At 62.7% G+C, this 26,322-nt stretch carries 27 protein-coding genes, 3 pseudogenes and 1 riboswitch; of the genes and pseudogenes, 16 read left to right on the top strand and 14 right to left on the bottom strand.

Annotation, left to right across the window (positions count from 1 at the left end):
- Both CH293_RS12080 and CH293_RS12085 read right to left on the bottom strand, forming a co-directional pair.
- Positions 1 to 289: pseudogene (locus tag CH293_RS12080) on the bottom strand (hypothetical protein); the annotation flags it as partial.
- A 55-nt stretch (positions 290 to 344) separates the two neighbouring features.
- The gene (locus tag CH293_RS12085) at positions 345 to 941 is read right to left on the bottom strand and encodes a TetR/AcrR family transcriptional regulator (protein ID WP_094720361.1); all 597 of its coding nucleotides are present in this window, start codon (positions 939 to 941) and stop codon (positions 345 to 347) included.
- Between the two features lie 120 nt (positions 942 to 1,061).
- On the opposite strand from CH293_RS12085, the gene CH293_RS12090 reads away from it, so the two are divergent.
- On the top strand, positions 1,062 to 1,943 hold the full coding sequence (locus tag CH293_RS12090; RefSeq protein ID WP_176459989.1) for an alpha/beta fold hydrolase: 882 nt from the start codon (positions 1,062 to 1,064) through the stop codon (positions 1,941 to 1,943).
- Between the two features lie 7 nt (positions 1,944 to 1,950).
- On the opposite strand, the gene CH293_RS12095 is transcribed toward CH293_RS12090, so the two are convergent.
- Together CH293_RS12095 and CH293_RS12100 are read right to left on the bottom strand one after the other, a co-directional pair.
- A complete protein-coding gene (locus tag CH293_RS12095; RefSeq protein WP_094720363.1) occupies positions 1,951 to 2,832 on the bottom strand; it encodes an alpha/beta fold hydrolase in 882 nt (293 codons plus the stop codon).
- Positions 2,833 to 3,077: 245 nt separating this feature from the next.
- Positions 3,078 to 5,432 carry a pyruvate dehydrogenase gene (locus CH293_RS12100; protein ID WP_094720364.1) on the bottom strand — a complete coding sequence of 785 codons (2,355 nt, stop codon included), beginning with the start codon at positions 5,430 to 5,432 and terminating at the stop codon, positions 3,078 to 3,080.
- A 256-nt stretch (positions 5,433 to 5,688) separates the two neighbouring features.
- On the opposite strand from CH293_RS12100, the gene CH293_RS12105 reads away from it, so the two are divergent.
- From CH293_RS12105 to CH293_RS12125, 5 genes are all read left to right on the top strand, one after another.
- Positions 5,689 to 5,961 (top strand): hypothetical protein, encoded by a 273-nt coding sequence (locus CH293_RS12105; RefSeq protein ID WP_255122830.1) that lies wholly within the window; start codon positions 5,689 to 5,691, stop codon positions 5,959 to 5,961.
- Positions 5,962 to 5,994: 33 nt separating this feature from the next.
- Positions 5,995 to 6,984: an NYN domain-containing protein gene (locus CH293_RS12110; RefSeq protein WP_080732914.1), complete on the top strand. Its 990-nt coding sequence runs from the start codon at positions 5,995 to 5,997 to the stop codon at positions 6,982 to 6,984.
- Positions 6,985 to 7,010: 26 nt separating this feature from the next.
- Positions 7,011 to 7,352, top strand: coding sequence for a DUF2200 domain-containing protein (locus tag CH293_RS12115; protein ID WP_094627967.1), 342 nt, complete (start codon positions 7,011 to 7,013; stop codon positions 7,350 to 7,352).
- Between the two features lie 28 nt (positions 7,353 to 7,380).
- Complete coding sequence (locus CH293_RS12120; protein ID WP_176459990.1) at positions 7,381 to 7,983, top strand: FKBP-type peptidyl-prolyl cis-trans isomerase; 603 nt, start codon at positions 7,381 to 7,383, stop codon at positions 7,981 to 7,983.
- Between the two features lie 111 nt (positions 7,984 to 8,094).
- Positions 8,095 to 8,664, top strand: a complete 570-nt coding sequence (locus tag CH293_RS12125) for a hypothetical protein (protein WP_037107888.1) — start codon at positions 8,095 to 8,097, stop codon at positions 8,662 to 8,664.
- Position 8,665: 1 nt separating this feature from the next.
- On the opposite strand, the pseudogene CH293_RS12130 reads toward CH293_RS12125, so the two are convergent.
- Positions 8,666 to 8,941: pseudogene (locus tag CH293_RS12130) on the bottom strand (MarR family winged helix-turn-helix transcriptional regulator); the annotation flags it as partial.
- A gap of 504 nt (positions 8,942 to 9,445) precedes the next feature.
- Positions 9,446 to 10,393 carry an NAD(P)/FAD-dependent oxidoreductase gene (locus CH293_RS12140; protein WP_037107891.1) on the bottom strand — a complete coding sequence of 316 codons (948 nt, stop codon included), beginning with the start codon at positions 10,391 to 10,393 and terminating at the stop codon, positions 9,446 to 9,448.
- 51 nt (positions 10,394 to 10,444) lie between these two features.
- Between CH293_RS12140 and CH293_RS12145 the strand changes: the two genes are divergently transcribed.
- On the top strand, positions 10,445 to 10,933 hold the full coding sequence (locus CH293_RS12145) for a MarR family winged helix-turn-helix transcriptional regulator (RefSeq protein ID WP_037107892.1): 489 nt from the start codon (positions 10,445 to 10,447) through the stop codon (positions 10,931 to 10,933).
- 24 nt (positions 10,934 to 10,957) lie between these two features.
- Here CH293_RS12145 and CH293_RS12150 read toward each other — a convergent pair whose 3' ends face one another.
- Together CH293_RS12150 and CH293_RS12155 are read right to left on the bottom strand one after the other, a co-directional pair.
- Positions 10,958 to 13,363 (bottom strand): FtsX-like permease family protein, encoded by a 2,406-nt coding sequence (locus CH293_RS12150; protein WP_255122831.1) that lies wholly within the window; start codon positions 13,361 to 13,363, stop codon positions 10,958 to 10,960.
- Positions 13,363 to 14,121, bottom strand: coding sequence for an ABC transporter ATP-binding protein (locus CH293_RS12155; RefSeq protein WP_094720365.1), 759 nt, complete (start codon positions 14,119 to 14,121; stop codon positions 13,363 to 13,365). Before CH293_RS12155 ends, CH293_RS12150 begins: the two co-directional genes overlap by 1 nt.
- A 108-nt stretch (positions 14,122 to 14,229) precedes the next feature.
- On the opposite strand from CH293_RS12155, the gene CH293_RS12160 reads away from it, so the two are divergent.
- Both CH293_RS12160 and CH293_RS12165 read left to right on the top strand, forming a co-directional pair.
- The gene (locus CH293_RS12160) at positions 14,230 to 15,453 is read left to right on the top strand and encodes a sensor domain-containing protein (RefSeq protein ID WP_094720537.1); all 1,224 of its coding nucleotides are present in this window, start codon (positions 14,230 to 14,232) and stop codon (positions 15,451 to 15,453) included.
- On the top strand, positions 15,438 to 16,085 hold the full coding sequence (locus CH293_RS12165; protein WP_037107895.1) for a response regulator transcription factor: 648 nt from the start codon (positions 15,438 to 15,440) through the stop codon (positions 16,083 to 16,085). Before CH293_RS12160 ends, CH293_RS12165 begins: the two co-directional genes overlap by 16 nt.
- Positions 16,086 to 16,090: 5 nt before the next feature.
- Here the strand turns inward: CH293_RS12165 and CH293_RS12170 are convergent, their stop codons facing one another.
- Positions 16,091 to 17,056, bottom strand: coding sequence for a YafY family protein (locus CH293_RS12170; RefSeq protein ID WP_094720538.1), 966 nt, complete (start codon positions 17,054 to 17,056; stop codon positions 16,091 to 16,093).
- Between the two features lie 94 nt (positions 17,057 to 17,150).
- Between CH293_RS12170 and CH293_RS12175 the strand changes: the two genes are divergently transcribed.
- Both CH293_RS12175 and CH293_RS12180 read left to right on the top strand, forming a co-directional pair.
- Positions 17,151 to 17,516 carry a VOC family protein gene (locus CH293_RS12175; RefSeq protein ID WP_094720366.1) on the top strand — a complete coding sequence of 122 codons (366 nt, stop codon included), beginning with the start codon at positions 17,151 to 17,153 and terminating at the stop codon, positions 17,514 to 17,516.
- Positions 17,517 to 17,867: 351 nt separating this feature from the next.
- Entirely contained in the window at positions 17,868 to 18,446 is a 579-nt protein-coding gene (locus tag CH293_RS12180; RefSeq protein ID WP_094720367.1) for a hypothetical protein, read from the top strand.
- A 6-nt stretch (positions 18,447 to 18,452) separates the two neighbouring features.
- Here the strand turns inward: CH293_RS12180 and CH293_RS12185 are convergent, their stop codons facing one another.
- Entirely contained in the window at positions 18,453 to 19,877 is a 1,425-nt protein-coding gene (locus CH293_RS12185) for a PLP-dependent aminotransferase family protein (RefSeq protein WP_037107900.1), read from the bottom strand.
- Here CH293_RS12185 and CH293_RS12190 point away from each other — a divergent pair.
- On the top strand, positions 19,876 to 20,817 hold the full coding sequence (locus CH293_RS12190) for a DMT family transporter (protein ID WP_094720368.1): 942 nt from the start codon (positions 19,876 to 19,878) through the stop codon (positions 20,815 to 20,817). The genes CH293_RS12185 and CH293_RS12190 overlap by 2 nt on opposite strands.
- 2 nt (positions 20,818 to 20,819) lie before the next feature.
- On the opposite strand, the gene CH293_RS12195 is transcribed toward CH293_RS12190, so the two are convergent.
- Positions 20,820 to 21,326, bottom strand: a complete 507-nt coding sequence (locus tag CH293_RS12195) for a GNAT family N-acetyltransferase (RefSeq protein ID WP_094720369.1) — start codon at positions 21,324 to 21,326, stop codon at positions 20,820 to 20,822.
- 24 nt (positions 21,327 to 21,350) lie between these two features.
- A riboswitch (ZMP/ZTP riboswitch) is annotated at positions 21,351 to 21,431 on the bottom strand.
- 41 nt (positions 21,432 to 21,472) lie between these two features.
- Here CH293_RS12195 and CH293_RS12200 point away from each other — a divergent pair.
- Together CH293_RS12200 and CH293_RS12205 are read left to right on the top strand one after the other, a co-directional pair.
- On the top strand, positions 21,473 to 21,976 hold the full coding sequence (locus tag CH293_RS12200) for an N-acetyltransferase (RefSeq protein WP_255122832.1): 504 nt from the start codon (positions 21,473 to 21,475) through the stop codon (positions 21,974 to 21,976).
- A 48-nt stretch (positions 21,977 to 22,024) separates the two neighbouring features.
- Positions 22,025 to 23,383: an FAD-binding oxidoreductase gene (locus CH293_RS12205; protein WP_094720370.1), complete on the top strand. Its 1,359-nt coding sequence runs from the start codon at positions 22,025 to 22,027 to the stop codon at positions 23,381 to 23,383.
- A gap of 19 nt (positions 23,384 to 23,402) precedes the next feature.
- Here CH293_RS12205 and CH293_RS12210 read toward each other — a convergent pair whose 3' ends face one another.
- The gene (locus CH293_RS12210) at positions 23,403 to 23,792 is read right to left on the bottom strand and encodes a hypothetical protein (protein ID WP_141217174.1); all 390 of its coding nucleotides are present in this window, start codon (positions 23,790 to 23,792) and stop codon (positions 23,403 to 23,405) included.
- Between the two features lie 135 nt (positions 23,793 to 23,927).
- Between CH293_RS12210 and CH293_RS28570 the strand changes: the two genes are divergently transcribed.
- Positions 23,928 to 24,236 carry a hypothetical protein gene (locus CH293_RS28570; RefSeq protein ID WP_255122833.1) on the top strand — a complete coding sequence of 103 codons (309 nt, stop codon included), beginning with the start codon at positions 23,928 to 23,930 and terminating at the stop codon, positions 24,234 to 24,236.
- The gene (locus CH293_RS28575) at positions 24,224 to 24,475 is read left to right on the top strand and encodes a hypothetical protein (RefSeq protein ID WP_255122834.1); all 252 of its coding nucleotides are present in this window, start codon (positions 24,224 to 24,226) and stop codon (positions 24,473 to 24,475) included. The genes CH293_RS28570 and CH293_RS28575 overlap by 13 nt, the downstream gene beginning before the upstream one ends.
- A 160-nt stretch (positions 24,476 to 24,635) precedes the next feature.
- Here the strand turns inward: CH293_RS28575 and CH293_RS12220 are convergent.
- A pseudogene (locus CH293_RS12220) lies at positions 24,636 to 25,756 on the bottom strand (epoxide hydrolase family protein); the annotation flags it as partial.
- A gap of 160 nt (positions 25,757 to 25,916) precedes the next feature.
- A complete protein-coding gene (locus tag CH293_RS12225) occupies positions 25,917 to 26,258 on the bottom strand; it encodes a hypothetical protein (protein WP_094653373.1) in 342 nt (113 codons plus the stop codon).
- Positions 26,259 to 26,322: the final 64 nt, after the last annotated feature.

Below are 26,322 nucleotides of genomic sequence, written 5' to 3' on the forward strand. Positions count from 1 at the left end.
GCGACAACTCCTGCCCGACGCTCAACAACGGCCGCGCGGCGCTCTGCGACAGACCCAGCGACACCGCCACCTCCGTGACCACCTGCGCCAGAACAGTCGCCGGATCACCACCGATGCCGTCGGCGTCGGCGAGGCGGATGTCGGCGATCTCGCACACCGCCTCCACCGTCCTGGCGCGGGCGATGTTCTCCCGCACCCGGCACACCGCGGCATAACCCGCCAACCCCGCCACACACGCAGTACCCGACCCCGCAGTACTCGACCCCGCCGAAACCCCCGTATCGAACATACTTTCGAATATACCGAGAGGGTCCGACAGGTTCACGCAAACAGCTGGTCAGGCCTCACTGAAGCACCCGGTCGAGGAGGTGTTCGATGAGTTGCTCAGCGGAATGCCTTGTGCTGTAACCCTGCAGCATGCCTTGTGCGAGTCCGCCGACGGCCATGAGCACGAGGTCGGCATCGAGTTCGACGGCGACTGAACGAGATTCGGCGTCACGGCGCGCACGTATGAGCTGGTCGGCGACGAGTGTTGCGAGTGCTCGCGGTGCGGCGAAGGTCTCCTCTGCTGTGATGCCTTGCCCAGTGATTGCGGCCCACCCGAAGGCGCCGAGTACCAACACTTCCTCGCGGCGAGGTTCGTCCAGTGGTAGTAGTTCGGTCAGCACGGCGCGGAGGGCTTCGCGTGGCGTCGGATCGGTGCCGAGTTCTGACCAACGTTTCATGAAGCGCGCGCCTGCGTCGTCCATGACCGAGCGATGAGTAGCGAGCAGGAACTCCTTCTTGGTGCCGAAGTAGTACTGCACGAGGCGTACCGAGAATCCCGCCTCGGCAGCGACCGTCTGGAACGTGACGGACTCGAGTCCGCCGGCGCAGATGACCCGTCGCACTGCGTCGGTGACTTGACGCCGTCTTACTTCGTGGTCGACCAATCGGGGCACGAACGTCTGCCGCCTTCCTGGATGCTGGTTCAACAATGATAAGCCCGTACCAAGAAGTTTGATATGTATGTACCATCAAGAGTGATATATCCATATCAATTAGATCGGGGAGGCCGAACAATGCCGAAGATCGGGCGTTTCAGTAGCGAGAAGGACAGCCGAAGGTTCACCGACGCTTACGACGCCATCGCTGATCGGTGGCCGGTGCCGTCCACTTCGGTCGACGTCGACACCTCGTTCGGATCGACGTATGTCCGACGATCCGGCACAGGCGAAGGTCTGCCGATCGTCGTGTTGCCCGGGATCGGAGGGAATGGTCTGGTGTGGGGCCGATTCATCGAGGCTCTGGCACTTGACCACGTCGTCTACACACCGGACGTCATCGGATGGGCAGGGCGGTGCAAGCAAGCCGCCCCGGTACGCAACTCGGAGGACGTTGCCCGCTGGCTCGTAGAAGTCATGGACGGCTTGGGGGAGAGTCGATTCCATCTGGCGGGGAATTCAGCGGGCGCCTGGTTGGCTGCATGCGCTGCGGTCCACCAGCCGGAGCGTCTTGCCAGCTTGGCCATGTTGGAGCCGAGCGCTGCAATCTTCGCCAGACCGCGGATCGGTCTGCTGCTGAAGTTCCTCTCGGCGGGAATTGCGCCCACGGAGAAGCGGATGCGGAAGCTCAACGAATGGCTTCAACCTCGGACCGTGCTCAGTGACGAGGAATACGCTCTTGCACTGGCCGCGGTGAAGTTTCGTATGGCAATGCCGTGGGACCGCACGTTCACGGACGCGGAGCTCGGCGCGATCACTGCACCGAGCCTCGTACTCTTCGGTGCCGAGACTGTCGTCGCCGATCCGAACTTCGCTGCGGCACGGGCACGTCGACACATCAAGTCCGTGGACGTCGGGTTCTACGAAGTAGTTGGTCACGATCTGATGTGGGCCAACCCCGACGAAGTGATTCCGCGGTTCTTGGCCTTCACCGACAGCCATGATCCGGTTCGTGCCTGACCGAGCGTCACCAGTTCCGTAGGTACTCGAGTGCTCGTGCTTGGGCGGCGTCGGATTCGGGGTGGGTGTAGAACGCGAAGTGGGTGCCGCGGTCAAGGGTCAGCAATTCGGACTCGGCGATACCCACGTGTGCGTGCTCGCTGTTCTCCGGCAGTACGTCCGAATCCGCGCTGCCCTGCACCAGCAAGGTGGGCGCTTCGATCGCTCCCCATCCCGGGTCGGCGGATTTGGCGAATTGCACCAGATCGTTGTCCCAGCCCGCTTTGCGCCTGCCCACCTGTGAGGCGGTGAGGGCCATGTCGAGGACGAACTGTCTCTTCACCGGATCGGAGTCGATGTATTTCACGTGTTCGTCGAATTCGTCACCACTGAGGGAGCTTTCGTCCGACACGGCGCCCTGGATCACCTGAAGCGGTTGATGCGCAACGAGTTTGCGCATCAACCAATCACCGATCCTGGTGGTCTGAAAGATGCGCGACGCGATGTCCGGAGTCGGGTTGACCCAGTGTTCGCTCAGGCACGCAATGGCCACGAGCGCACCGGTTCGGTCCGGGTGTGTGGCCGCGAACTGGTAGGCCGACGGCCCGCCTCCCGACCATGCCAGCACGCCCACCTTGGCGATCCCCAACTCGTCGAGCAGCGCGGCGTACAGATCAGCCTGCTCTCGCGGCGTCGCGCGATCGCCCAGTTCGGTTCCGAGGTAGCCGGGCCTCGACACCAAGATCGCCTGGAACTCGTCGACGGGGAGGAAGCCCGCCATCGCGGCGGCGGCGTCGATCCCGCCCGGCGAACCGTGCAGCACCAACACCGGTTTGCCGGTACCTCTGACCGCGTACTCGATCGGGCCACGCGCAGTGGAGATCACCTTCACATCGACCAGTGGTTCCATGGCTCCTCATCAGCGCTCGGCGACTAGGGAACATCGTGCTCGCCCGGCAGCGGCGCCGCTTCGCCCGAATCGTGTGAAACACCGCGAGGATTCCGACAGCCCGATGTTTCGATCCGCACGATCGGTGGAAGACAAGACCGAGTTCGGACGTGATCGCCCGGGCACCGCGGTCGAGCCAGGGCCCGGAGGTTCAAAAACTCGTGCCTCCGGGCCCGCCGCTGCGGGTATTCGATCCCCCCGATGAATCAGTGACCGATGACGTCCAAGGCTGCTCCGATGATGGAGTCCGTGTCGATGTGGTGGTACTTGTACACCTCGTCCAGTGAGCCGACCTGACCGAAAGTGCTGACGCCCAACGACGTCGAAGCGACTTTGTTGACGGTGGCCAGAAACGCGAGGGTGTGCGGATGGCCGTCGAGCACGGTCACCAGCGGGGTTGCTCGATCTGCTGGTAGCAGCTGGTCGAGGATCCAGGTGTCGCCCGAACGGTGTCCCTGGCGTGCCTGGAGCGCGCGGTAGAGCTCGCCGGGGCTGGTGATGCACAGGACGTCGGCGACGACGCCGATGCCGTCGAGTCGTGCGGCAGCCTGGAGTGCCTCGGTCATCAGCGCCCCCATCGCGGCGATCGTGACCGTGGCACCGTCGCGTCGCACGAGGGGGTATCCGCCGGCGACGACCTGGCGTCGGCGCCGTTCCCGAGCAGCGGGGTCGGCGGGCACGTCGGCCAGTGTCTGATCGACGGGGCGGGTGGACAACCGCAGGTACGCGGAGCTGCCGTCAGGCCTGCCGAGGCGGCCGATGCTGGCGAGCAGCGTCCACTCGACATCGATGGCGAACGCAGGCTCGTAGGTGATGCACCCCGGTTGTTCCAGGCCGATCGACGGAGTCTTGATCGACTGGTGCGCGCCGCCCTCCGCAGCAAGAGTGACACCGGATGGAGTGCCGACGAGAATCGACTGGCCACCTGCATAGATGCCGTAGGACCAGGGTTCGAGCGCGCGTTCGACGAACGGGTCGTACATGACCCCGATCGGGAACAAGGGCTGTCCCCACCGACTCCATGTGGCGCCGAGTTCGCCCATGAGTCCGACAAGGTTGGTCTCGGCAATGCCCAGTTCCATGTGCTGACCGGTGGGCTTCTCGCGCCAGTGCATGATCGTCTCCGCGTCGTCCTCGAACCAGTCGCGACGCTCGGCCGAGGACCAGACCCCGACTTTGTTCACCCAGCCACCGAGGTTGGTGGTGGAACTGACATCGGGGCTGACGGTGACGACCCGGCTCGCGGCGTCTGGTGCCTCCCGCGTCAGATCGATGAGCACGCGCCCCAGTGCAGCCTGAGTGGTGGCTGTGCCCTTCGGTGTCCGGCCGATGTCGACCGGCACGGCGGGAGGCTCGGATACTGGGACGGGATCGCGACGAAGGCGAGCAGCTGCCGCCTCACACACCAGGCCCGACGGGCTGCTCGGAGCGAACGTCGCCCACGGATCGGCCGGATCGACGCCGAGGGATCTGCCCAGCGCCTGGTACTCGTCGACGGTCAGAAGCGACGAATGATTCTGCGGGTGACCCTGGGTCGGCAGGCCGAATCCCTTGACGGTGTAGGCGATGACGACGGTCGGCCTGGTGTCGTCGATCCGGGAGTACGCGTCGCGCAACGCCGCCATGTCGTGGCCGCCGAGATTGCGGATGGACTCGGTGAGCAGCGCGTCGTCGAGATCGGAGATCAGTTCTGCGATCGCCGACGCGTCCTGCCCGGTGCCGGGAAGCCGGGTTCGGAGTTCGTCTGCGGTGCAGCGGAGCAGCCGTTGGTACTCGGGGTTGGGCATGTCGAGTATTCGGCTGCGCAGCGTTTCCCCGCCGGGACGGGCGAAGAGATCTTCGAGGAGTCGACCGAATTTGACGGTGATCACCTGCCAGCCGGCGGCGTCGAACATCTTCTCGAGGCGCCGTGCGGCGATGTTGGGCACCACTCGATCGAGGGATTGCCGGTTCAGATCGACGATCCACACGATTTCGCCGAGCTCTGCGATGCCCGGATCGATGATCGCCTCCGAGACGGCACCCTCGTCGAGCTCGGCGTCTCCGACGAGTGAGTACTGGCGCCCGGAGAAACCCGACGGTCGTGAAGTGCCGTCGGAGTCACCGAAGCTCGTCTCGACGTATCGACGCGACATCGCACCCCAGATGGGCGCAGTGGCACCGATTCCGACCGAGCCGGTGCTGTAGTCCACCGGGTCGGGGTCCTTGGCTCGCGACGGATAGGACTGCAGTCCACCGAACGATCGCAAGGTGGTGAGGTACTTCTCGTCGAGCTCACCCAGCAGGTAGTTGATCGCGTGGAGGACCGGGGATGCGTGCGGCTTGACCGACACGCGATCCCCGGCTTCCAGCTGTTCGAACCACAGCGAGGTCATGATCGAGACCATCGATGCGCACGAGGCCTGGTGACCACCCACTTTGAGTCCTGACGGGTTGGGCCGAACTCGATTGGCGTGATGGATGATCGACGTCGACAGCCACAGCACCTTCTCGGCGATCTCGTGCAGATCGTCACGAGCGCCCCGGGGCGAATGATGTTCGGCGGGAGTGATGCTGGTCATGACTGCTCAGTCGATCAGACATCGGTGTACTGCACAATGCACGAACGGGAGACTGAGCACGATGCACGGTTTCAAGTGCACCAGGCGGCGTCGAATTGGTCGAAGTGGTCAGTAGCGCCCATGACATCTGTCATCACGTTTTCATGGAGAAGTCACTGCACAAGATGATGAGGCGCACTGTTTTTCGTTTCCGATGAACGACAGAGTCGTAGATGGAAAGAGCATCTGGCTCACAGCATCCACGAAGGAGACGAAGATGAGGAATTCGACCAAGTTCGCGCTGACCACCCTGGCCGCTGCAGCACTCTTCGGGACCGCAGGTGCCGTCGGGACTACTGCAGCATCGGCGGACACCATCGAGAACCTGACGCCGCGAGCGAACGACGGCGCGCATTGCGTGGTGGTGGACGACCACGGTCGTGAGCAGGATTTTCTGTACAGCCCCTTCGACTGCTCCAGCGCTCAGTCGGATATCGATCGCGAGGAGCGCCGCGAAGAACGACGCGAGGAGCGCGCGTCCGCGGAGTGAAGGCGTGAGCCGTTCACCGTGAGATAGTGGCCCATGCGGCCGACCTGTTCTGTGTACGTCGACACCGGTTATCTCTTGGCATCTGCCGCGACTCGGAGGACAGGCACGTCTCTGCGGAGCGGAATCTTCGTGGATTACGCAACGTTGATCGCCGCTCTGGTCGACGCCGCAGAGACTCGATCGGGGTTACCGATACTCCGTGTGTACTGGTACGACTCCGCGCGGAACGGAGTTCCGGATGCCCAACAGGAGCGGATCGGTGAACTGTCCAAGGTCAAGCTCCGGCTCGGCCGGTTCGGTGTCAACGGGGAACAGAAGGGCGTCGACCTGCGCATCGGACTCGACCTCGTCGCTCATGCGAGAAGCAATGCGTCGGACGTGTTCTTCCTGGTGTCCGGAGACGACGATCTGACCGAGGCCGTCGAGGAGGCACAGGCACACGGTGTGCAGGTGCTGCTTCTGACCGTCCCGACGAACGACGGCAAACCCCACGGCGTCAGTCGCCACTTGATCCGAGCGTCCGACGGGCTCGACTTCTTCGACGGCGCCGCCGTGGATGCGGCCGTCATGAAGATCGATCGGCAACCCGCTCCCGTGGTCGTCACCGACCCGGTGAGCGTCCCCAAGCCTGCACCCCGGCCGGGACCCAAGCCCGGCCCACGCGTGCCCACCCCGCTCGACGTCGCTTCGACCGCGCAGGCACCCGCACCCGTTCGACCCGCGAACGTTCTCGTCTACAGCGGAACCACCGGATCAGGTAGCACCGTCCAACCCGAGTACGTCATGGCGGGTGAGGAAACCGAACTGATCGACGAGGTGGTCTCTCGCGTCCTGGCATCGTTGGAAGCGAGCAGCACACCCGAGGACAAGCTGAGCCTGCAACGCACCAGGCCGAACATCCCACCGGACATCGACCGGGCGCTCCTGCTCGACGCCTCCGACGCCATGGGACACCACGACCTCGACGAGGGAATCCGATACCGCCTGCGCGCGCGATTCTGGGAGAAGTACGACGAACAGTGACGGCCGACGGGCCCTACACTCGTCGCATGCATCGCATCTTCACCACCAGCGTCGCTTCGGTGTATCCGCATTACGTCACCAAGCTGGAACGCAAGGGACGCACGGAAGAAGAGTTGCGTGAGGTCGTCGAATGGCTGACCGGATTCGACAGTGTCGCACTGCAACACCACCTCTCCACTGAAACCACGTTCGAGGATTTCTTCGCCGAAGCCCGGCTCAATCCGGGCACGTCGCTCATCACCGGTGTGGTGTGCGGGGTGCGCGTCGAGAACGTCGAGGATCCCCTGATGCAGAAGATTCGTTATCTGGACAAGCTGGTTGACGAGCTGGCCAAGGGAAAGAAGATGGAGAAGGTGCTGCGGACCTGACCGGACGGGTGTATGTACCGTGGCAGCGGTGAAATCAACTCGTGTTTCGGTGTCCGGTGTCCTCGTGTCCAGCGCGGCACTCGTATTGACCTTGGCTGCATGTGGATCCGACTCGGATGCTCCGGCGACCTCGACGACGTCCTCGGCTGCATCGTCGGTAGCGGAGGCAGCGACGTGCCCCACCGCGGAACCCGAAGACGCGGGCGACCCCGAATGGACTCTGGCGGGAGATACCGGCAGTGTGTCGGTCATCGGTTCCACGGATTCTTCGGCCCCCGTGGTGGACATCGAGGCGCCGTTCAGCGTGGCGCAGACACAGGTGCAGACATTGCAGGCCGGTGACGGACCCGTCGTGGCGGACGACGCCGAGGTCTCAGTCTGCTACATGGGCGTCAACGGACGCGACGGATCGGTGTTCGACAGCAGTTACGAGCGCGGCGCGCCCGTGGAGTTCCCGCTGACCGGCGTCGTCCCCGGATTCCAGAAGGCAATCGCAGGCCAGACGACGGGGTCGACCGTGGCTGTGGCGATGAACTCCGCCGACGGCTACCCGGACGGTCAGCCCCGCGCCGGAATCGAGGCAGGCGACAGCCTGGTGTTCGCGATCAAGATTCTGGGCGTCACCGGATAACTTCCCGGTGCGTGGCACGAATAGTTGCGTGCTGTGACCGATGTTCAGCGCCACCTACCGCGGCAGAATCGATGATGTCAGATCGAGGACTTCGGCGAAGGGCGGCCCGGGATGCGCTTGCCTGGTCTTGCACTCGGATTCGTGCCGTGGGCGCTGTTCCTCGTGATGCCGCATCGCGGAGGCGACCACGCGCTGCTCTTCTCGAGCATCCTCACCGCGCTCGTTGCGCTGGTGCTCACTCACTGGACTCGTGGGCGGGCGGGAATCAAGTGGCTCGGCGCCGCTGCGGTGCTCACCTTCGTGGGCTTCGCAGCAGCGTCGCTGCTGTCGGTCCCGTCGACGACGTGGCTGCCGGAGTACGCGTCGGGAATCGCGCTGTTCGTGCTCGCAGTCGTGATGGCGACGTCGACCCTCGGCGTCACCTTCACCGAGCAGTACGCGCGTGAAAGTCTGCCGAAGGAGTACTGGGGCGCCCCGCGGCTTCGCTCGCTGAACGTGCGGATCTCGGCCACGTGGGCAGTGTGCACCTTCGCGGCCGCCCTGAGTACGACAGGTGCGGCAGTGGTAACCGACCCGTTCTCCAAGTACTTCGCCCTCACCTGGATCGTCCCAGTGTGCTTGACGCTCTTCGCTTCTCGATACACGGCGACGTCGCTGGGGGCACTCACCTCGCGCACATGAGCAGCGTCGACGCGGCCCCGGCCTGCGCCGTGCCGTCGTCGACCAGGCCGGAACTGACAAACCCGGCTACCGCACTGTGCGCGCTCTGCACAGTGATGCGAGAGCGACGCGCAAGTTCGCTGAACGAAATCCCAGGCGTACCGCGAATATGGCCCAGCAGCCCGTACTTCCGCGTCGTCAGCCCAAGCGGCTTCAGCGCCTCCGCGAACGCCGCATCCCACACCCTCGCCACCGTGAGCAACGTGATCGTGGGACTGAACGGAACGGGCGCGGACATACCGGCAGATTACCGAGGGCCGAGTTGGCCAATGTGGTGCGGTTCGAGAATTCGTGCTCAGTTGGTCAGATGCCTTGTATCACTGAGACGAACTATCTGGCGATTGTGAAAGTAAACGTCTTCGTGCAATGTTCTGGCGCAGAACATCATCGACAGCCGAGTAGACAGGGCGGGCAAGGGCCTCCATGGTCCCGGCGCCATCGATCCCTTCGTCGTGAGCTGATCGAGCCCCGAATTCCGGGGGCGGTATGAAGCGTTCATCGAGCCAGCTCCGAGGCTTTCCCTCTGCACGACCGTACGACTTCTCCCGAAAGCGCGAATCGAGAGCAAGCGTGCCTCCCAGAACTGCGCAGATCGAACCATCCTCCGACTTTTCGCTCCACGTGATGAGTCGCCTCGGGATGGGTCACCACGAATATTGTTCTCACCGCATCTTCCTCGAAGTGTTCGGTCTCGCTCGGTTGCCATGATGGTCAGGGCGAGGCCGGCCGCAGGTGCAGGGTGTCATGGAGATTGCCGGTCGAGAACTGACATGTCTTGCTCGAGCAACGAGCGATTCACTGCAATTCCTGTCCGTGTTCCCTGCGCCGCAGCGTGAACCAGCTGAGCGGGTGAATCCACGACGTTTCCTGCTGCCCAAACACCCGCCACCGATGTTGCACCGTTCTGGTCGACGGTAATCCACCCGTCGTCGTTGTGCGTGCATCCTAGATCGAACAACAGTGCGTGGTTGGGTGAGAATCGTGGTCCGACGAACACTGCCGTTCGATCCACATCCTCGCCGTTCACGAGTTGGACGGTGAGCTTGCTGTCGACCGAGCGAACGCGTCGAACACGACCGTCGACGATCCGAACCCCCCACTGAGACAGGCTGGCCCGTTCGGATGCTGCGAGATCGATTGCGTCGGGAAAGAAAATCACGTCGTCCGACCAGAGCCGGAGCAACTCTGCCTGGTGTAGGGAGAACGAGCGGTTGGGGCCGGCGAGGACACCGATGTGGCCACCACGAACTTCGTATCCGTGACAATAAGGGCAGTGCGCAATACTTCCACCCCACGAATCCTCTATGCCCTCCGCTTCGGGTAATTCGTCTCGCAGTCCCGTTGCGACGACAACGGCACGTGCTCGGTGCACGCTGCCACTGTGCTCTACGAGTTCGAAAGTGCCGCCACTGTGCCGCCGGACTGAATCGATGGCTCCGGCTTTCCAGGTGCACCCGTAATGCTCCGCCTCATGACGACCTCGGCGATGCAACTCATCGGGTGAAATTCCGTCTAGTCCGAGGTAGTTGTGCACATGTTCAGCGGATCCGTTCCGGGTTTTTCCAGCATCGACGACCAAGACGCGTCTCATCGCGCGCGCCAGGAGTATCGCTGCGCTTGCACCTGCGGGGCCACCGCCGACGATGATCGCGTCATATGTCGGGGAGGCATTTGTCGGGGAGTTCGGCATGTCTGGCAGACTAGACACTTGTCAACTAGTTAACAAACTTGGTAGGTGTCTATGGCTTCTCTTCGTAAGCGCACCGAGCAAGCGTGGATCAACGCTCGCCCGGACTTGGATCTGAGTCCGATGGAGGTAGTCGGACAAATAAACAGGATTGCCGCGGCGCTCGAGTTGGCAGTGGAGCCGATCTATGCAGACGCAGGCGTGTCAGCTACCGAGGTACAGCTGCTCGTACCTCTCCGGTATTCCACAGAACAGACGGCAATTCGGATCGCGGAGCAACTGGGTATGACACGAGCGGGCGTCTCCAAAGCGCTGAGTGGTCTCGAGCGCAGGGGATTCGTGGAACGGATATCGAACCCGTCCGATCGTCGAAGTGCGTTCGTCCGGTTGACTGATTCAGGCAGGGCTGTCATCGACGAAGTGTTCCCCAAGGAAATACGAGCGCACGCGGTTCTGCTGGAGGCGTTGGGTGGTGAGCGCCGCCGAATCCTGTCCTCCTTGAACCTGCTTGCTGACGCGGTGGATGCCGACACAGCGCGATGATCGCGGTTCGTGCGTACTGGGCAACTATCGGAACTTACCCTCTGGCCGAGGCCTCAGGGTGCGCCGCGTGACGATTGCAGTGGAGCCCGATGCCAGGACCAGGCAGCCGGTCATGACCCAGGCGATGGTCCGCCAGGGGAGATGCAGTCCGACCTCGGTGCCGGTCAGTTGGCTCAACCCGGCGGCCATGCCCAACAAGGGTGGGATGGTCACGATCGAACCGAGTGCAGAACCGATGAGGACGATGATTACCGTCTCGAAGACTGCCGTCGACAGCAATTGTCGTGACGAGCCGCCGGAGGCTTGCAGAGCCGAGATGTCCGGCCCACGACGGTACGCTGACACAGCCATGACGTTCGCGACGGCAAGCCCGCAGTAACCAACGGACATCGCAATGAGCGTCGCTGCAAGCCAATTGGTGAGCCGAGCGTCGACTTCGTAGTCCTGCAGCGCAAAACTGTACGCATCCTTCACCGTGGCGCCCGGAGGAAGTTGTGAAGGCGTCTTTTCCTGCGGCAGGAAGACGACATCGGTCAGGGCTGATGGATCGTGCTTGCGCACCAGGTCCCGCGGCAAGACAAAGGCCCCACGCGCGGGATCGAGTGGAAGTACCTGCGAGATGGTCACGTTTTCGGACATCCCGTCCGCAAAGCGCACCGTGATCGTCCGACCGACCTGCACATCGAGCAGTGTCGCAGTCGCTTCGTCCACGACAGCGTGTCCTGCTCTGGCATAACGTTCGTCGAGGCTGCCGATGGCGTCGACGACAGTGGTGTTGCCCTGTATTCCAGGCACGAACAACCGGGTCGGTAGGCCTGCTCTAGTCCCGAGCGGGCCCGCTCCTGACTCCGCCACCACCTGGTCGCTGAGGCCCGGGGTGCCGTCGGACGTCACGAGCACCATTCCTTGCAGTTGCTCGGTCTGCTCGGCGGGATATGCCACTGCCATCGTCTCGACCATCCCGCTCAACAGCACCGCGAATCCGACGGCTGCGATGACAGGAGCAGCCGTGCCGGCGGCACGTCGCGTACTCGTGGTGAGTTCCGCTTTCAGGAGCATCGGTCCCGCCGAGCGGGATGATCGCGCGAACGGCCACGTCACCAGTTGTGCGATCGGGCCGATGACGATGGGCGCGAGCAGCGCGGCCGAGACAGTCAACAGCATGGCTGCTCCGATTGCGTTGGTGATTCTGCTGTCCGGTCCCGCGCCCGCGGTCAACGCAGTCGCCCCGACACCGCCGAGGAGTGCGGCTATTCCCGATACCCAGCGCACCTTCGTCATCGGATGTCGCTCGACGGCGGCGGTGAGCAGTGCTTCGATCGGAGCCACCCTGGTCGCGGACTCGGCAGTTGCCCAGGCGCCGATCACTGCGACGACTACTCCGACGACCACTGCCACGATCACCGGCCAAGCAGAGATACGCAGGTGGAAGTCAGGCGGCTGAACGTCAAGACTCAGCAGTACTATTCGCAGTATCGGAGCAAGAGCGAGACCGACTGTAGCGCCTATGATTCCACCGATACAACCGATGGAAGCAGCTTCGCCGAGAACCATGCGTCGAACCTGTCCCGGTGAGGCGCCGACGGTTCGAAGCAAACCGAGTTCCCGACGGCGTTCGGTCGTAGCGAGTGCGAATGTCGAGGCGACGACGAAGACGGTCGTGAACAGCCCGATGGACGACATCGCGATGATCAATTGATTACCGAGATTTCTCCGGTGGCCGACGAATTCGGGCTCGAGCGCTGCTCGATCCTCGCCGGTGACGATCCGGCCGCGGTCGCCCAACTGCAGTTGAGCTGCAGAAGAGACGGCGTCGATCTGCGCATCCGTCGAAATCACGAGTCCTATCGCCTGGACACCCGGATCGAGTTGTGCAGCACGCTCGTCGGCGAAATACAGGCCAGCACCGCTGAGCGTTCCCGTCACGGTGAAGGTCTCCAACCCCGCCGCGAGATTGACCGACACAGAATCACCGTGTTCGAAGCCCAGTGCATCCGGTACGACGACCTGGTCGCCGTTAGTCGGTGGTGTTCCGGATGTCAATCGATACGGGCTCAGATCGACACTCGCCCAGCCGTGTCCGGCCTCTTCGGCTCCCTCGTCCTCGATCGGAGTGCCGTCGACGAAGGGTTGTGCATAGAAAGAGCGGTCGGCGGCGACGCGCACTCCTGGCAGGGCGCTGAGATCGTCGGCGATCTGTTGGGCTTCGGTCGCACTCCACGGTACGAAATCCGATGTGTTGCCGAACTCGTTGTCGGCCTGAGGGGGCAGCGCGAGCGCAGTCGCCCCGGCCAAGCGTGGTTGAACCACGGGGCGTGACGAGTCGTAGACGACGAGTGTCGCACTGATCAGCGCAACACCGAAGGTAGTAGCCAGGAGCGCGGCCACATAGCTCGCCCAGTGACTGCGGAGGTTGGCCGACGCAAGCATCAGGACTCCAATCCGGCCATTCGAGTGGCGATCGCGGCAACACTGTCGGTCCGACCTCGCTGGATGCTCAGTGAGTCCACTATTCGACCGTCCGCCAGGAAGATCGTTGTGTCTGCGTAGGAGGCGGCGAGTGGGTCGTGGGTGACCATCACGGTGGTCTGCTGTTGCCGGTCCACGAGCTCACGCATCAGCGACAGAACGTGTTTCGAGGTCCGGGTGTCCACGGCACCTGTCGGTTCGTCCGCGAAGAGAACATCCGGGCGGGTGATGAGGGCACGCGCGAGGGCGACGCGCTGCTGCTGGCCACCGGACAGTTGAGCTGGACGATGAGAGGCGCGGTCCGCGAGTCCCACCTCGGCGAGGGCTGCCGCCACGTCCTTACCGAGGACTCGCCGACCGGCGAATCGTGCCGGCAGTTCGACGTTCTGCGCCGCCGTCAGCGAGCCCACCAGGTTGAACGCCTGAAAAACGAATCCAACGTGTCGTCGCCGTAGTTCGGTCCGCGCTTTCTCATCCATCTCGGTGATGTCGGAACCTGCAATCCTCACGGCGCCACCAGTCGGTGTGTCGAGGCCGGCCGCACAGTGCAGCAACGTCGATTTACCCGAGCCAGACGGGCCCATGATCGCCGTGAAACTGCCCCGTGCGAAGTCCATCGACACTCCGGAAAGGGCTGTCACCGTGCGGTTGCCTCGACCATGCACCTTGCGGACGTCGTCGAGTTGAATTGCTGCTTCTGCCTCGTGGTGCTTGTGCATTCCTTCAGTGAATCGGCTGATCCTGGCTCGCACAGTCACGCGCGCCCTATGCGACTGGGGTATGCCAGCACTACCGCGTGGATCGCGTCGAGAATCTACGATCGATACATGCGCGTCACGACGGCCTGGCAGGCACTAGCGCACCATCCTTTACGTTTTCTGCTGACACCATGGCCCTGGCGTAGCCTCCTGTATTTGCTTTCCGGCGGCATCCTCAACCTGATCGTGTTCGCAGTGCTCGCAGCCGCAACCGTCCTGGGCGTGATTTTCTTCGTTGCTGTCGTCGGCATAGTCGTGCTGCTGCTCGTAGCGCTGTCGGGCATCGTCGTCGCCCGGGTGGAGCGGTTACGGATACGGCTGGTCGATCTCGACGGAATCGCCGATCCACACCGTCGGCCCCTTGCCCCCGACGCGCGTAGCTGGGTGCGTACCCGATTCTCGGAGCCGGCGACCTGGCGTGAGTTCGGTTTTGCGGCGTTCTCCGTGACCGCGCTCTGTTGGCTGGACATCACCGTGCTTGCCTTCGCTTTCGTCCTGCCGGTCCTCAGTTTCCGCGCCCCCATTGACGACCCGTCGGCCTGGCCTTGGTGGTTCATCGGTGTGGTCACGCTCGCGGCAGGGCCGTACCTGGTGACGGCCTGGGCGGGTGCGCATGCGGCACTCGCACGCATCTTCCTGGCGCCCCGTGACGACGAGATCGGGGTCGACCTCACCGACGTCTCCAAGTCGCGCGCGCGTTTGATCGACGCCTTCGAGTCCGAGCGCGTCCGAATCGAGCGCGACCTGCACGACGGTGCTCAGCAGCGTCTGGTGACACTCGGGATGAATCTCGGGCTGGCGAGACTGGATGCGAACGATCCAGCGCTCGAGGCACGGTTGTCCGACGCTCAAGGCCAGCTCACTGTCGCGCTTGCCGAGCTTCGAGATCTGGTCCGTGGACTGAACCCGCAGGTGCTAGCCGACAACGGCCTTGCGGCGGCCGTCGCCGACGTCGCCAGCCGGTCCTCCATCGACACCGAGATCGACATCCGTCTGCCCGAGCGCGTTCCCCACCGCGTCGAGACGACCGCGTACTTCGTTGTCACAGAGGCACTCACCAACGTGTCGAGGCACAGTCGTGCGACCCGAGCCCGAGTTCACGGTCGCATTTACGCAGACATACTCGTGCTGGAAATTTCCGACGACGGAGTGGGCGGTGCGGATCCACGAGTCGGAACCGGTCTGACCGGGCTTGCCGACCGTCTCGATGTTGTTGCCGGACAACTGAAACTGTCCAGCCCTGCCGGCGGGCCGACCACGCTGAGAGTGGAGATCCCATGCCGTATCGCGTGATCCTGGCCGAGGATTCCACGCTCATGCGGGAAGGCCTCGTCGGGCTCCTGCAACGCTTCGGACACACCGTCGTCGCCGCCGTCGGCAGCGCGGACGAAATAGCTCGCGCGGTCGACGACCACGAGCCGGACCTTCTCATCACCGACGTTCGGATGCCACCCGGTCACGCGGACGACGGTTTGCGGGCAGCCGTCGCCCTGCGCGAGCACGTTCCTGGCTTTCCGGTACTGGTTCTCAGCCAGTACGTCGAGCAGTCCTACGCGTCACAACTATTGGGCGCAGAAAACGCCGGCGCAGTGGGTTACCTGCTCAAGGACCGCATCGGTGCCGTCACGGAGTTCAACGACGCGGTGGAACGAATCGCATCGGGCGGGACCATCGTCGATCCCGAGGTGGTCCGTCAACTACTTCACCGACGGACGCGCCCGCTCGACCGTCTCAGCAAACGGGAAAGAGAGGTCCTCGCCCTCATGGCCGAGGGCAGATCGAACTCCGAAATCGAAAGGTCCTTGGAACTCAGCGTCCCCGCTGTGAACAAGCACATCAGAAACGTCTTCCTCAAACTCGACCTTCCCAGCGACATCGACGGGCACCGACGCGTACTCGCCGTCCTCACGTACCTTCGAGGCTGACAGCATCACTCGGTCGGAATCGAGTGCCTTCGAGCCAAGTCGTCGGCCAATTGACCGATGCGTGTGCGGGCTGCTTCCGGAGCGAGTATCTCGATGCTGTCGCCGAACTGGAGGAGCTGACGCACTGCCTCCAGGTCGGAGTAGCGGACAACGACTGTGCACCAACCGTTTTTCGCATCGGAGACATGATGGATGCGGGTGCCGAGTATGCGCCGCGCCAGATCGATACCGTTCTCTCGCAAGCGCACGGTCACACTCACTCCACCGGGAGCCTCGGTGCGTTCCTTCAATGCGGTCCAGACCGTTCGAAGGGTTTCGTCCGGTCGAAGACCGGAGCGCTCGTCGAGTTGTTCGTAGGCTTCGAGTCGCTCCAGCGCGAACATCCGGCCGGTCCCTCGGTAATCGGCGATCAGGTACCAGCGACCCGATTTGGCGACGATCCCATACGGGTCGACCACCTGCGTCAAGCCTTGTTTCTCGGCGCTGCGCCGATACCGAATGCGCAACCTGCGTCGGTGTCGCAAGGTTGACAGCAGGTCCGACACATCCACCGATGCCATCTTGTGTGTCATCCAAGCGGTGCTCTCCATCAGTACCAAGTCCGCGAGTCGCGGCACATTCCGAGACTCGGGCACCGCAGCCTGGCGGGCCGCGATTTTGCGTGCGGCCGACTCCCACACCGCAGACAGTCCGATCCGCTCGAGCTGGTCGCTGTCCAGACCCGCCAAGGTGAGGGCCTCCAACTCGGGGGGTTCCAAATGGGACGCGTTGAGACGTGCGTCGGGTAGTAAAACGATCCCACCATTTCGCCCGCGTTCGGCGTACACCGGTACACCTGCCGTCGAGAGTGCCTCGACATCCCGCAAGATTGTTCGCCGAGACACTTCCAGTCGCTGCGACAGTTCGGCGGTAGTGATGCGGTGCCGTGTCTGTAGTAGCAGCAAAATGTGCAGCAGTCTCGAGGCCTTCATCGTGAGCAATGTTGGCAGAAATAGATGACAGATTCTGTCGTGATTGGCAGATCAACTGCTGAGGTACCGGAATCCAACGATTCGAGGAGCACTCATGTCCGCACCCAACCTCTTCCTGATCTACGTCCGCGACGCCGAGGCCGCGACGGCCTTCTACAGTGATCTGTTCCAGATCGAACCCACCTTCGTCAGTCCTCACTATGTAGCTTTCGAGATTGCTTCCGGTGTTCTTTTCGCGCTGTGGACCGGTGGTAGCGAGCACGCGATCCCGAGCACTCCCCGCACGTGCGAGGTCGGATTGATGGTGCCGGGGCCGGCGTCGGCGATCGACGAGATATTTGCGAGTTGGGTCGAGAAGGGAGTTGATGTCGCGCAGGCGCCACACGACGCTGTGTTCGGCCGTACGTTCGTGATCATGGACCCCGATGGCAACCTCGTTCGAGTCTCCCCGCTGGATTGATCATGTCGACCCTCCACAAACTGTGTTTGTCTGCGATGAGGATCGACGATCAGGTATGTGGAACGAATTCGCGAAGTACCGCGGCGAATTTCTCTGGTTGCGCAGACGACGAGAACCGGTCGTGGGAATTATGTGAGTCGAGCAGCCTACTTCAGCAATGTTGTTCGAAGAGGCGTCCCAGTCGTCGAGAATCCCGGATCGACGTCTCATGGGTCCTCCGTTGACTGGTCATCCCGGGCCTAGCCCATGCCGAATGAAAATCGGTAGAAACACAGCTGTCGGGTAAGTTGACCGGCGGAGGAGACCGTTGGGTCTGTGATTACCCGATACGGGTACACCAGGAGGTGGGGCATGTCGACGGCAGTGAACGACACGAAGCGGATCGTCCGTGTCGGCGTCCTCGTATCTGCATTGTCGATACTCTCCGCGTGCGCCACCGACCAGGGCTCGGTCGATGCCGGCCTCTATCCGGTACCCGTGGCCCCGGCTGCCATTGGTCAGGGAACGTTCATCAGGTTCGAGACCGGCTGGCGAACCGAAAGCTATCTCGCGGAAGGTGTCGAGACTCGGTGCGCGCGGCGGACCGCCGTCGACAGCACCAATTATTCTGCGACTACCAGTGCGTTCGATCTTTTCGACAGTGGGAGTGACAAACCTGGTCAAGACTTCAGTGTCGATCTGTTCAGCTATCCGGAGGATGCCGGCGCGGCAGTGTCTGGCCCTACGGCAAGCTTGACCATGGCCTACGTCAGCGAGGACGGTGTCCATCACGACCTCCGCGCGCTGGACAATCTGGTCATCGACATCCGCGAAGGCCCAGAGCCCGGGGTGGGATTCTCAGCCGTCGCCGATGTCTACGACTTGATGGAGAAGTCCAATTCCGTTGCTGTCACGGGCTTCGTCCAGTGCAGTTTGATCGAAGAGTACTGAGCCCGTTCACAGTAGGGAGCTCGGAGACCGAGAGCGCTCGACAGCCGAGCCGATTTCACGTGCGGCAATCGGATAGTCGCCGGGGTTCCGACCTGCGAAGTTGAGGCGGAGATACTTTCCTGTTGGTTCGGCCGGGAAGTAGTCGTCTCCCGCGCCGACGATGACGCCGGCCGATTTGCACTCGGCGATCACGACGTCGAGATTCGTCTCGTCGGGGAGCCTCAGCCACAGGTTCAGTCCACCTGCCGGTATGCCTTCGAGTTTCCCTGTTGGAACGTGCTCTTCGATGCTCGAAACGAGAAGATCGCGGCGGGCGGCCAATTGACTGCGGAGGCGAGTGAGATGCGTCCGCCATGCCGGCTGAGTGACGACGTCCAATGCGACGGTCTGAAGAATCGAACTCACGTACATGGATTCCGCGCTCGTGTCCGCGATGATCCGTTCCCGAGCGGGTCCGCGCGCGATGATCGCTGCGACCCGCACCGCGGGGGACACGCTCTTGGTCAATGCTCTCGAATATACGACACGTCCTGTGTCGTCTCGCGCTGCCAGGGGGCTCGGGTTCGCCGAAATTCCGAAGTCATGAGCAGAGTCGTCTTCTATGACGAACGCTCCTTGTTGTTCGGCGATCTTCAAGACCTCCTCCGCGAGTTCCGGTTTCCACAACGCGCCGGTAGGGCTCGCGAAGTTGGGTTGGGCATAGAACGCACGAGCTCCGGTGCTCTCGAACGCTCGTCGAAGTTCCTCGGGGTCGGGCCCGGTGAATCCGGAAGGGACAGGAACGACATCGACGCCGGCCTGGGCTGCTGCCAGGATTGCGCCCCAATACGTCGGCGACTCCATCAGCAGAGGCCGGCCCGCTCCGACCAGTGCTCTGAACGCAGTGCTCAGGCCTGTCTGACTGCCGGGTATAACCGTCACGTCGCTCGAGGACGGCGGATTGATTCCAGGGGACGTGATCGAAGCAAGTTCTCGAGCGAACCACGATTGCAGCTCGGGTAGACCTGCGGTCGGTGGTCGATCGATAATGGCGTCACTTCGTGCAGCCCGGGCGAAAGCACTACGTACGAGCTTCTCCGGCAGCAACGTTCGGTCCGGGTAACCCGAGTGAAGTGAGACCACGTCGTTCGACGGCGACTGAAGCGCCGCCGGTAGTTTGAGCCGTGTCACGGGGGTGCCGAGTGCGGCGGTTTGCCAACGATAATCGTTGGCTCGGACCGATGTGTTCTCACGCACGAACGTGCCCACGCCGGGCCTGCTCTCGACCACCCCCTGCGATACCAGGACGCGAAGCGCTTTCTGTACGGTCACCGGACTTGCACTGTGTTCGACGACGAGAGAGCGCGTGGACGGCAGTTGCGCGCCCGGTGGGGCGGAGGCGATCCATCGACGTAGGGATGCAACGATCCGCGAACTGCTATCGTCATACATGAGCCCACATAGTAGCGCTACTCCAAACCGCGCATCGGCGATATCGTTCGTACCCAGCCCGGGAATTGTGTGGGGGTTCCTCGGTGTCGTGGCGTTCTCCCTGACAGTTCCTTTCACTCGCGTGGCCGTCCTGGGCGGCATGCCGGCCTTGTTCGCGGGGGTGGGCCGCGCCGTAGTCGCTTCCGCGCTCGCCGCCCTGGCGCTGGGAGCTACTCGGCAGCGGCTACCGAACGGGATGCAGTGGGCTCGTTTGGCTGTCATCGCCTCTGGCGTGGTGGTCGGATTTCCACTGCTGACCTCGTATGCCCTGACGACCGCCTCGGCCAGTCACAGCGCAATAGTCATCGCACTTCTGCCCGCCACCACCGCAGTTGTCGCAGTCGTGCGAGGGAAGGAGAAGGTGCGTAGAGCATTCTGGCTCATGGCTGTTGTCGGGGCGTCGGCGGCGTCGGCGTTCTCCTTCGTTCGGAGCGGAGGATGGTCTGTGCCGCAATGGTCGGACCTACTGTTGCTGGCCGCTGTCGTCAGTGCGGCCATCGGGTATGCCGAAGGCGGGCTACTGTCAAGGGAATTGGGATCGTGGCAGACGGTGTCGTGGGCGTTGATATTGGCTTTGCCGGTAACGGTCCCGTTGACACTCTTATCGCTCGATGGATTGTCCGAGATCGAGCCAAAGGCTTGGGCTGCGTTCGGCTACTTGGCTTCGATCAGCATGTATCTGGGTTTCTTCGCATGGTACAGAGGCCTCGCCATCGGCCCGATCGCCAACGTCAGCCAGGTTCAACTTGTTCAGCCCGTTCTGAGTGTTGGTTGGGCTGCTGCCATTCTTCACGAGTACTTGACGTTGTCGTCGGCACTGGGTGGTGCAGTCGTCGTTGTATGCGCAGCGATGACCGTGCGAACGCGATCAGTCCCCGAAGGGCCGCGTGCGCGAAAGTAGGACTATGCCAACATCTTCAGATTTTTCTCGAACAGTGTCACGCTGAACCATTTTCCGTCCTGGAACTCGCGACGACCGACTTCGGTGAAACCTTGACCGAGGTAGTACCGGCGAAGCGCGAGATTGGTTTCGGCGCAATCCAATCGCACACGCGAGATGCCTGCGTCGGCTGCCGAGCGGGCTGCGTGGTCGAGCATGGCTGCACCCAGACCGATTCCCGCATGACGGCGATCGATGACGAGTCCGTGCACGTACAACGCGTCACCGTCGTCGGGCCAGATCTCGGGGTCCGACCGCATCGTGCGCATTGCGGCCACGATTGTCGACGACCCGGGAAACCGACCGACGACGAACTCACCGCGCGAGACCTGCAGTCGAACGGCGGACAGCGGAACTTCACCCGGAGTCCACTGGTCGATCGAGCGAGACGCCAGCCAGTCCTCGGCAGCATGTCGAAGAGCCGAAATAGCTGGTGCATCGTCTGTTCGGGCGGCCCGTACGTCGAGCATGGGTCCTCTCTTTCACCGGTATCGGTGAAACACCCAGGCGGACGATGCTTCGCATTCACAGGCTCCCTGATGGTGACCCATCCTTCGCCAGTCGCCTGCAGAAAATGTAGCAGTGCCGAGGGCGACGCTCGGTTAGTCTGGCCGCTGTGTCTTTCCGCATAGTTTCGGTCGACGGACGATACTGGCAGTCCTTCCGCGATCAACGGTTGGAGATGCTGGCGGATTCACCGAAGGCCTTCGTCGAGACGCTCGACTCCGCGACGGCCCAGACCGACAGTCAGTGGCAGCAGCGCGCCGAGGGCACGAACTCGACGGTGTCCTGCGGGTTCGCTGCGGTGGACGACACGGACGCGTGGCTCGGAATCATGCGTGCCCGCATCGAGGACGGCAGGGCCTTCCTGCTGGGTGTCTATGTATCGCCGGCCGCACGTGGAGGGGGCGTCGCCGACGCACTGTTGCGCGAAATCGAGCAGTGGGTGTACTGGCAAGGGCACCGTACCTTGACCCTGGAAGTCCACGAGGCGAACGGGCGGGCGCAGGCCTTCTACCGACGCATGGGGTTCGCAACCACGGGTGAGACCGTTCCCTATCCCTTGGCGCCGGACGAGCTCGAGATCGTCATGGCGAAGCAGGTCGTGTGCGCAGGGTGATTCCCCGCGTTCGGGCCGGGTAGCGGTCGACGCACTACCCTTCGAAGTATGGAGTTCGACGACGCGCTCGACGCTGCCGCCCCAGGACGGGTCTCGCGAGACGCCGACGTCATGGCCTCGTATTCGGTCGATTGGACTCGGCGTTGGAGTGGACGACCGCGTGCAGTGGTACGCCCCGAGTCTGCAGAGCAAGTCGCGGACGTGTTGAGAGCCTGCACCCAGCACGGGGTTGCGGTGACGGTGCAAGGTGGCAACACCGGGCTCGTCGGAGGTGCTGTTCCGTCCGATGAAAGTGTGGTGCTGTCGACGCGTGCGTTGCGCTCGCACGGACCGGTCTCGGCGGACGGTTCCGTCACGGTCGGGGCCGGTGTCACTCTCGTCGAACTCGAATCGCTTGCCGCCGAAGCGGGTTACACCGCAGGATTGTCACTGGCGTCGGGAGAGTCGGCGACTGTCGGCGGCGCCGCATCGACCAACGCAGGTGGGGCACGCGTGTTGCGCTACGGCTCGGCTCGCCAACGTATCTCGGGGCTGAGAGCAGTCATGCCCAGTGGCGATATCGTCGACCGTCGGACATCGCTGGTGAAGGACAACACGGGCTACGACCTGACGAATCTGCTGATCGGGGCCGAAGGAACTCTGGCCGTCATCACCGACGTCACCTGGAAGCTGGTCCGTCCGCTGACCGACCACCTGGTGGTAGCGATGTCGTTCCCCGACGTCCGAGCCGCTGTCGCTGCCCTCCCGACGATCCTGCAGCTGCCCCAGATCGACGCCGTCGAATGGGCCGAAGGTGCCGCAGTGAGCCGCGTTGCAGAACACTGCGGTACACCGACACCACTACCCGCCGAGGGTTTCTGGGTGTTCGCAGAGATGGGTGCTTCTCTCACCGGCGCGGAGCCGGTGCTGAATGCGTTGATGTCCGGCGGGCTGGACAGCAGCAGAATTGCAATCGCGGAATCTGCTCTGGAACGTCGGTCGTTGTGGTCGTTCCGTGAGCGAATCACCGAATCGATCTCCGCGGCTGGAGTTCCCGTCAAGCTCGACGTCGGTGTACCAGCCGAGCGGTTCGGCGAGTTCGTCGACTCGATCACAGACGCAGTACACTCCGTCGACGCAGATGCTGTGCCCGTTCTGTTCGGTCACTTCGCCGAGAGCAACATCCACGTCAACATCCTACCCGGCGCCGGGACATTCGCAGACGACGTTGCCGGAGCGTTGGAAGATGCTGTCCTGGAACTGGTCTTGAGTCATGAGGGCACCATCAGCGCCGAACACGGCATCGGCCGAGCCAAACGTAGATGGCTGGTCCGCCAACGTGGTGAAACACAGTTGGCAGCAATGGCGCTGCTCAAGAACGCATGGGACCCGCACCGCATCCTCAATCCTGGTGTGCTGCTGGATTGAGCGCGGAGTACGGTTGGGACTAGGTCGATTCCCTCCGGTTCGGGGCAACCGTGTACGCGCACACGTGACTCGCGATCAGCAGCACTACAAGAACTACGGCCGACGTCGGGAAACCTGCCCGGTCGAGCGACGTGTCGCCTGTACTCGCCATCGCCCACGTCATCGCGCCGAGGGCGAGAAGAGCGACCGCTGCCGTCGAACATGCCGCGAAACGGTGCTTCCACAACCGTACCGAGCGTGCCGGCAACATCCGATCGGTCGCAAGCGCCACGTGCCCTCCCGCAACCGCCCCCGCGCCGATGAACAGGCCCGCCAGTCCTCCGACGACGGCTGGGACGACGAAGCCACCGACTCCGATCACCGGAACCGTCGCCGCAGCGCCCGCCGCAGCGCCAAGTGCCGCGAACACAACGAGCACTCTTCCCACCCACGGCACGGACCAACTAGAACACGAAGGTTGCCTATCCGAAAATCCTCCTTACCGGCCCGTACCGCGCTGGAGGACGTCGGCCATCAGGCGGGCGGTCACCGATAAGGTCCTTTCATGCGAAGCAATAAAAGACGCAGCGGCGTATGGGTGGATATCGCAGTGGTGGCAGCCATCGTGGGAACGGGAGTAGCGGTTGCGGGGATCACCGACACTTCGTCGTCCACCGATCTGGCGATTCCCGGTTGCGAGGAGGTAATTCAGGAAGAGGATCTGATGCGAATCAACTACGCATTCACCACGGGCGGTGAAGTTGCTCGTACAGACGACTCGTGGATTACCGACAGCAAATTGAATGGAATGGCCGAGGCCCTCGTCGGTGTGCTGCCGGCAGGTACGGTTGTCGAACCGGAATGCTGGATGTAATCGTCGGACGCGCCTACCAACCACCGGGCCCGTGCTTCGTCGGGATTGTCGATGAGCGCGTCACGTCCCAGGACGGCGCCGTCTTCGATATCCATGATCGCGGGGATATCCGACGGGTCGTCGCCTTTACACCGGATGAAACGCAAATCGAAGTGACGTCCGTCGGGGTGTTGACGATCGACCAGCTGACTGACATCGCCTCGGCGCCCGGACTCAGAATCAACGCGCCCGGTCGATAGGCGGTTTGCTGGGCGGGGTGTAACACTTGTGCATTCTGCAAGCGGGATTCCGCCTGCACACGACGCAAGTGTTACACCAGAACCGCGAGGAACACGGTGGGCGAGGATTTCGCCTGTCGAATCTCTCGCTTCTGAGGCGCCAGCTGTTTCCCTGTTCGGTGGCCAGAAGCACGGCCGCCAGGCCTTCTCTCAGGTCTGCGACGAAATAGTCGGGGCGTTCCAATGACGGGAAGTGCCCACCCGACTCGGGTTCTTGCCAATGAACGATGTTTCGAAAGCGTTGCTCCGCCCATGGACGTGGGTTCTTCTCGATGTCGCGGGGGTACGTTGTAATTGCGGCGGGGACATCTACGCGTAGGTCGGGATCGAGTGAGTCGTGACTCTCGTAGTAGATCCGAGCCGATGAGGCGCCGGTCCGTGTGAGCCAGTAGAGGGTGACGTTGTCGAGTAGTTTGTCCAGCGGAATTGATTCCAGCGGAGAGTCTTGGTTATCGGTCCATTCAGCGAATTTGTCGAGAATCCACGCGAGCAGTCCTACCGGTGAATCGACCAGGGAATAGCCGATGGTTTGGGGGCGGGTTGCCTGCTGCTTGGCGTAAGCAATGCTGCCGACCTTGAAAGCCTGTGTCTGTGAAACCCATTCGAGCTCTGCTGGATTGAGACCGTTGGTCGTCAGGTCCGGCGGAGACTGGGCCAGAGTTGTGTGTACCCCTAACAGGCGTTCCGGAAAGCGTCCGCCGAGTAGGGTCGTGATTATCCCTCCCCAATCGCCGCCGTGCGCAACAAATCTGCCGTAGCCGAGCCTGTCCATCAGCTCGACCCAGGCAGACGCGATCCGGTCGGTTCCCCATCCCGTGGAGCTCGGTTTGTCGCTGAACCCGAATCCCGGCAGCGATGGGACTACGACGTGGAAGGCGGGAGAATCAGGTGACACGGGCTCTGCAAGCTTGTCCACTACGTCGACGAACTCGGCGATGCTGCCCGGCCAGCCGTGCGTGATTATCAGCGGGGTGGCGTCGTGCCTGCTCGAGCGTCGGTGGAGAAAGTGGATCTCGAGACCTTCGATTGTCGTGTAGAACTGACCGATCTCTGCGATTCTCGATTCGAACGACCGCCAGTTGTAACTGTGTGCCAGTAACGAACAACTTCGACAAGATCATCGAGAGGCACGCCCTGACTCCATCGGAGTGAACGTGGCACCGAATCGCGAACGGTCTCGGGTTCGGGGAACCGCGTTGCGGCCAATCTGCGTACGAGTTCGTCCAGATCTGCGTCGGACATCCGTGACCGAAACGTATGGACTTCGTCGATTCGACCGACCATGGCAACCCCTTCGTCGACGACAGTCTGTCAATCATGGGTGACTTTTCAGCGTCGTAACAGTGGCCTTCGAGCCATTGCTCGCAACATTCAGGCCATAAAGGCATCGACCTGTTTGGGTCTACAGCGCCTGAAACGCCAGAGCCTGACTGAGAGCGAAGGCGGCTACTTCGACGGCGACGGCTGCAACGAGAAGCGACATCGCAAGGCTGGGAACGGCGAAGGCCAAGACACCGATGCCCAACGCGGCAACGACATTTGCCGACATGACGGCAAGCAGCATCGGACGTAACGCGACGTGTGCTGTGCCTGTCCAGAGAAGTGTCGCCCATACCGCTACGAGCGCGGCGACGAGGAGAACAGGGAATGGGCCGACCGACAGATGATCGGCAATGAAACGCGAGCATGCTGCAATGCTCAGTGCAGCCCCCGCACAGTAGGCAGCATCCAATCGAAGCGACAAAGAACCAAATCGACGACCGTTCATGCGGACCCCTCGGTGAAATGTACGGAAATTGCCCGGCTCG

The organism is Rhodococcus sp. 14-2470-1b, from assembly GCF_002259415.1.
GTDB lineage: Bacteria > Actinomycetota > Actinomycetes > Mycobacteriales > Mycobacteriaceae > Rhodococcoides.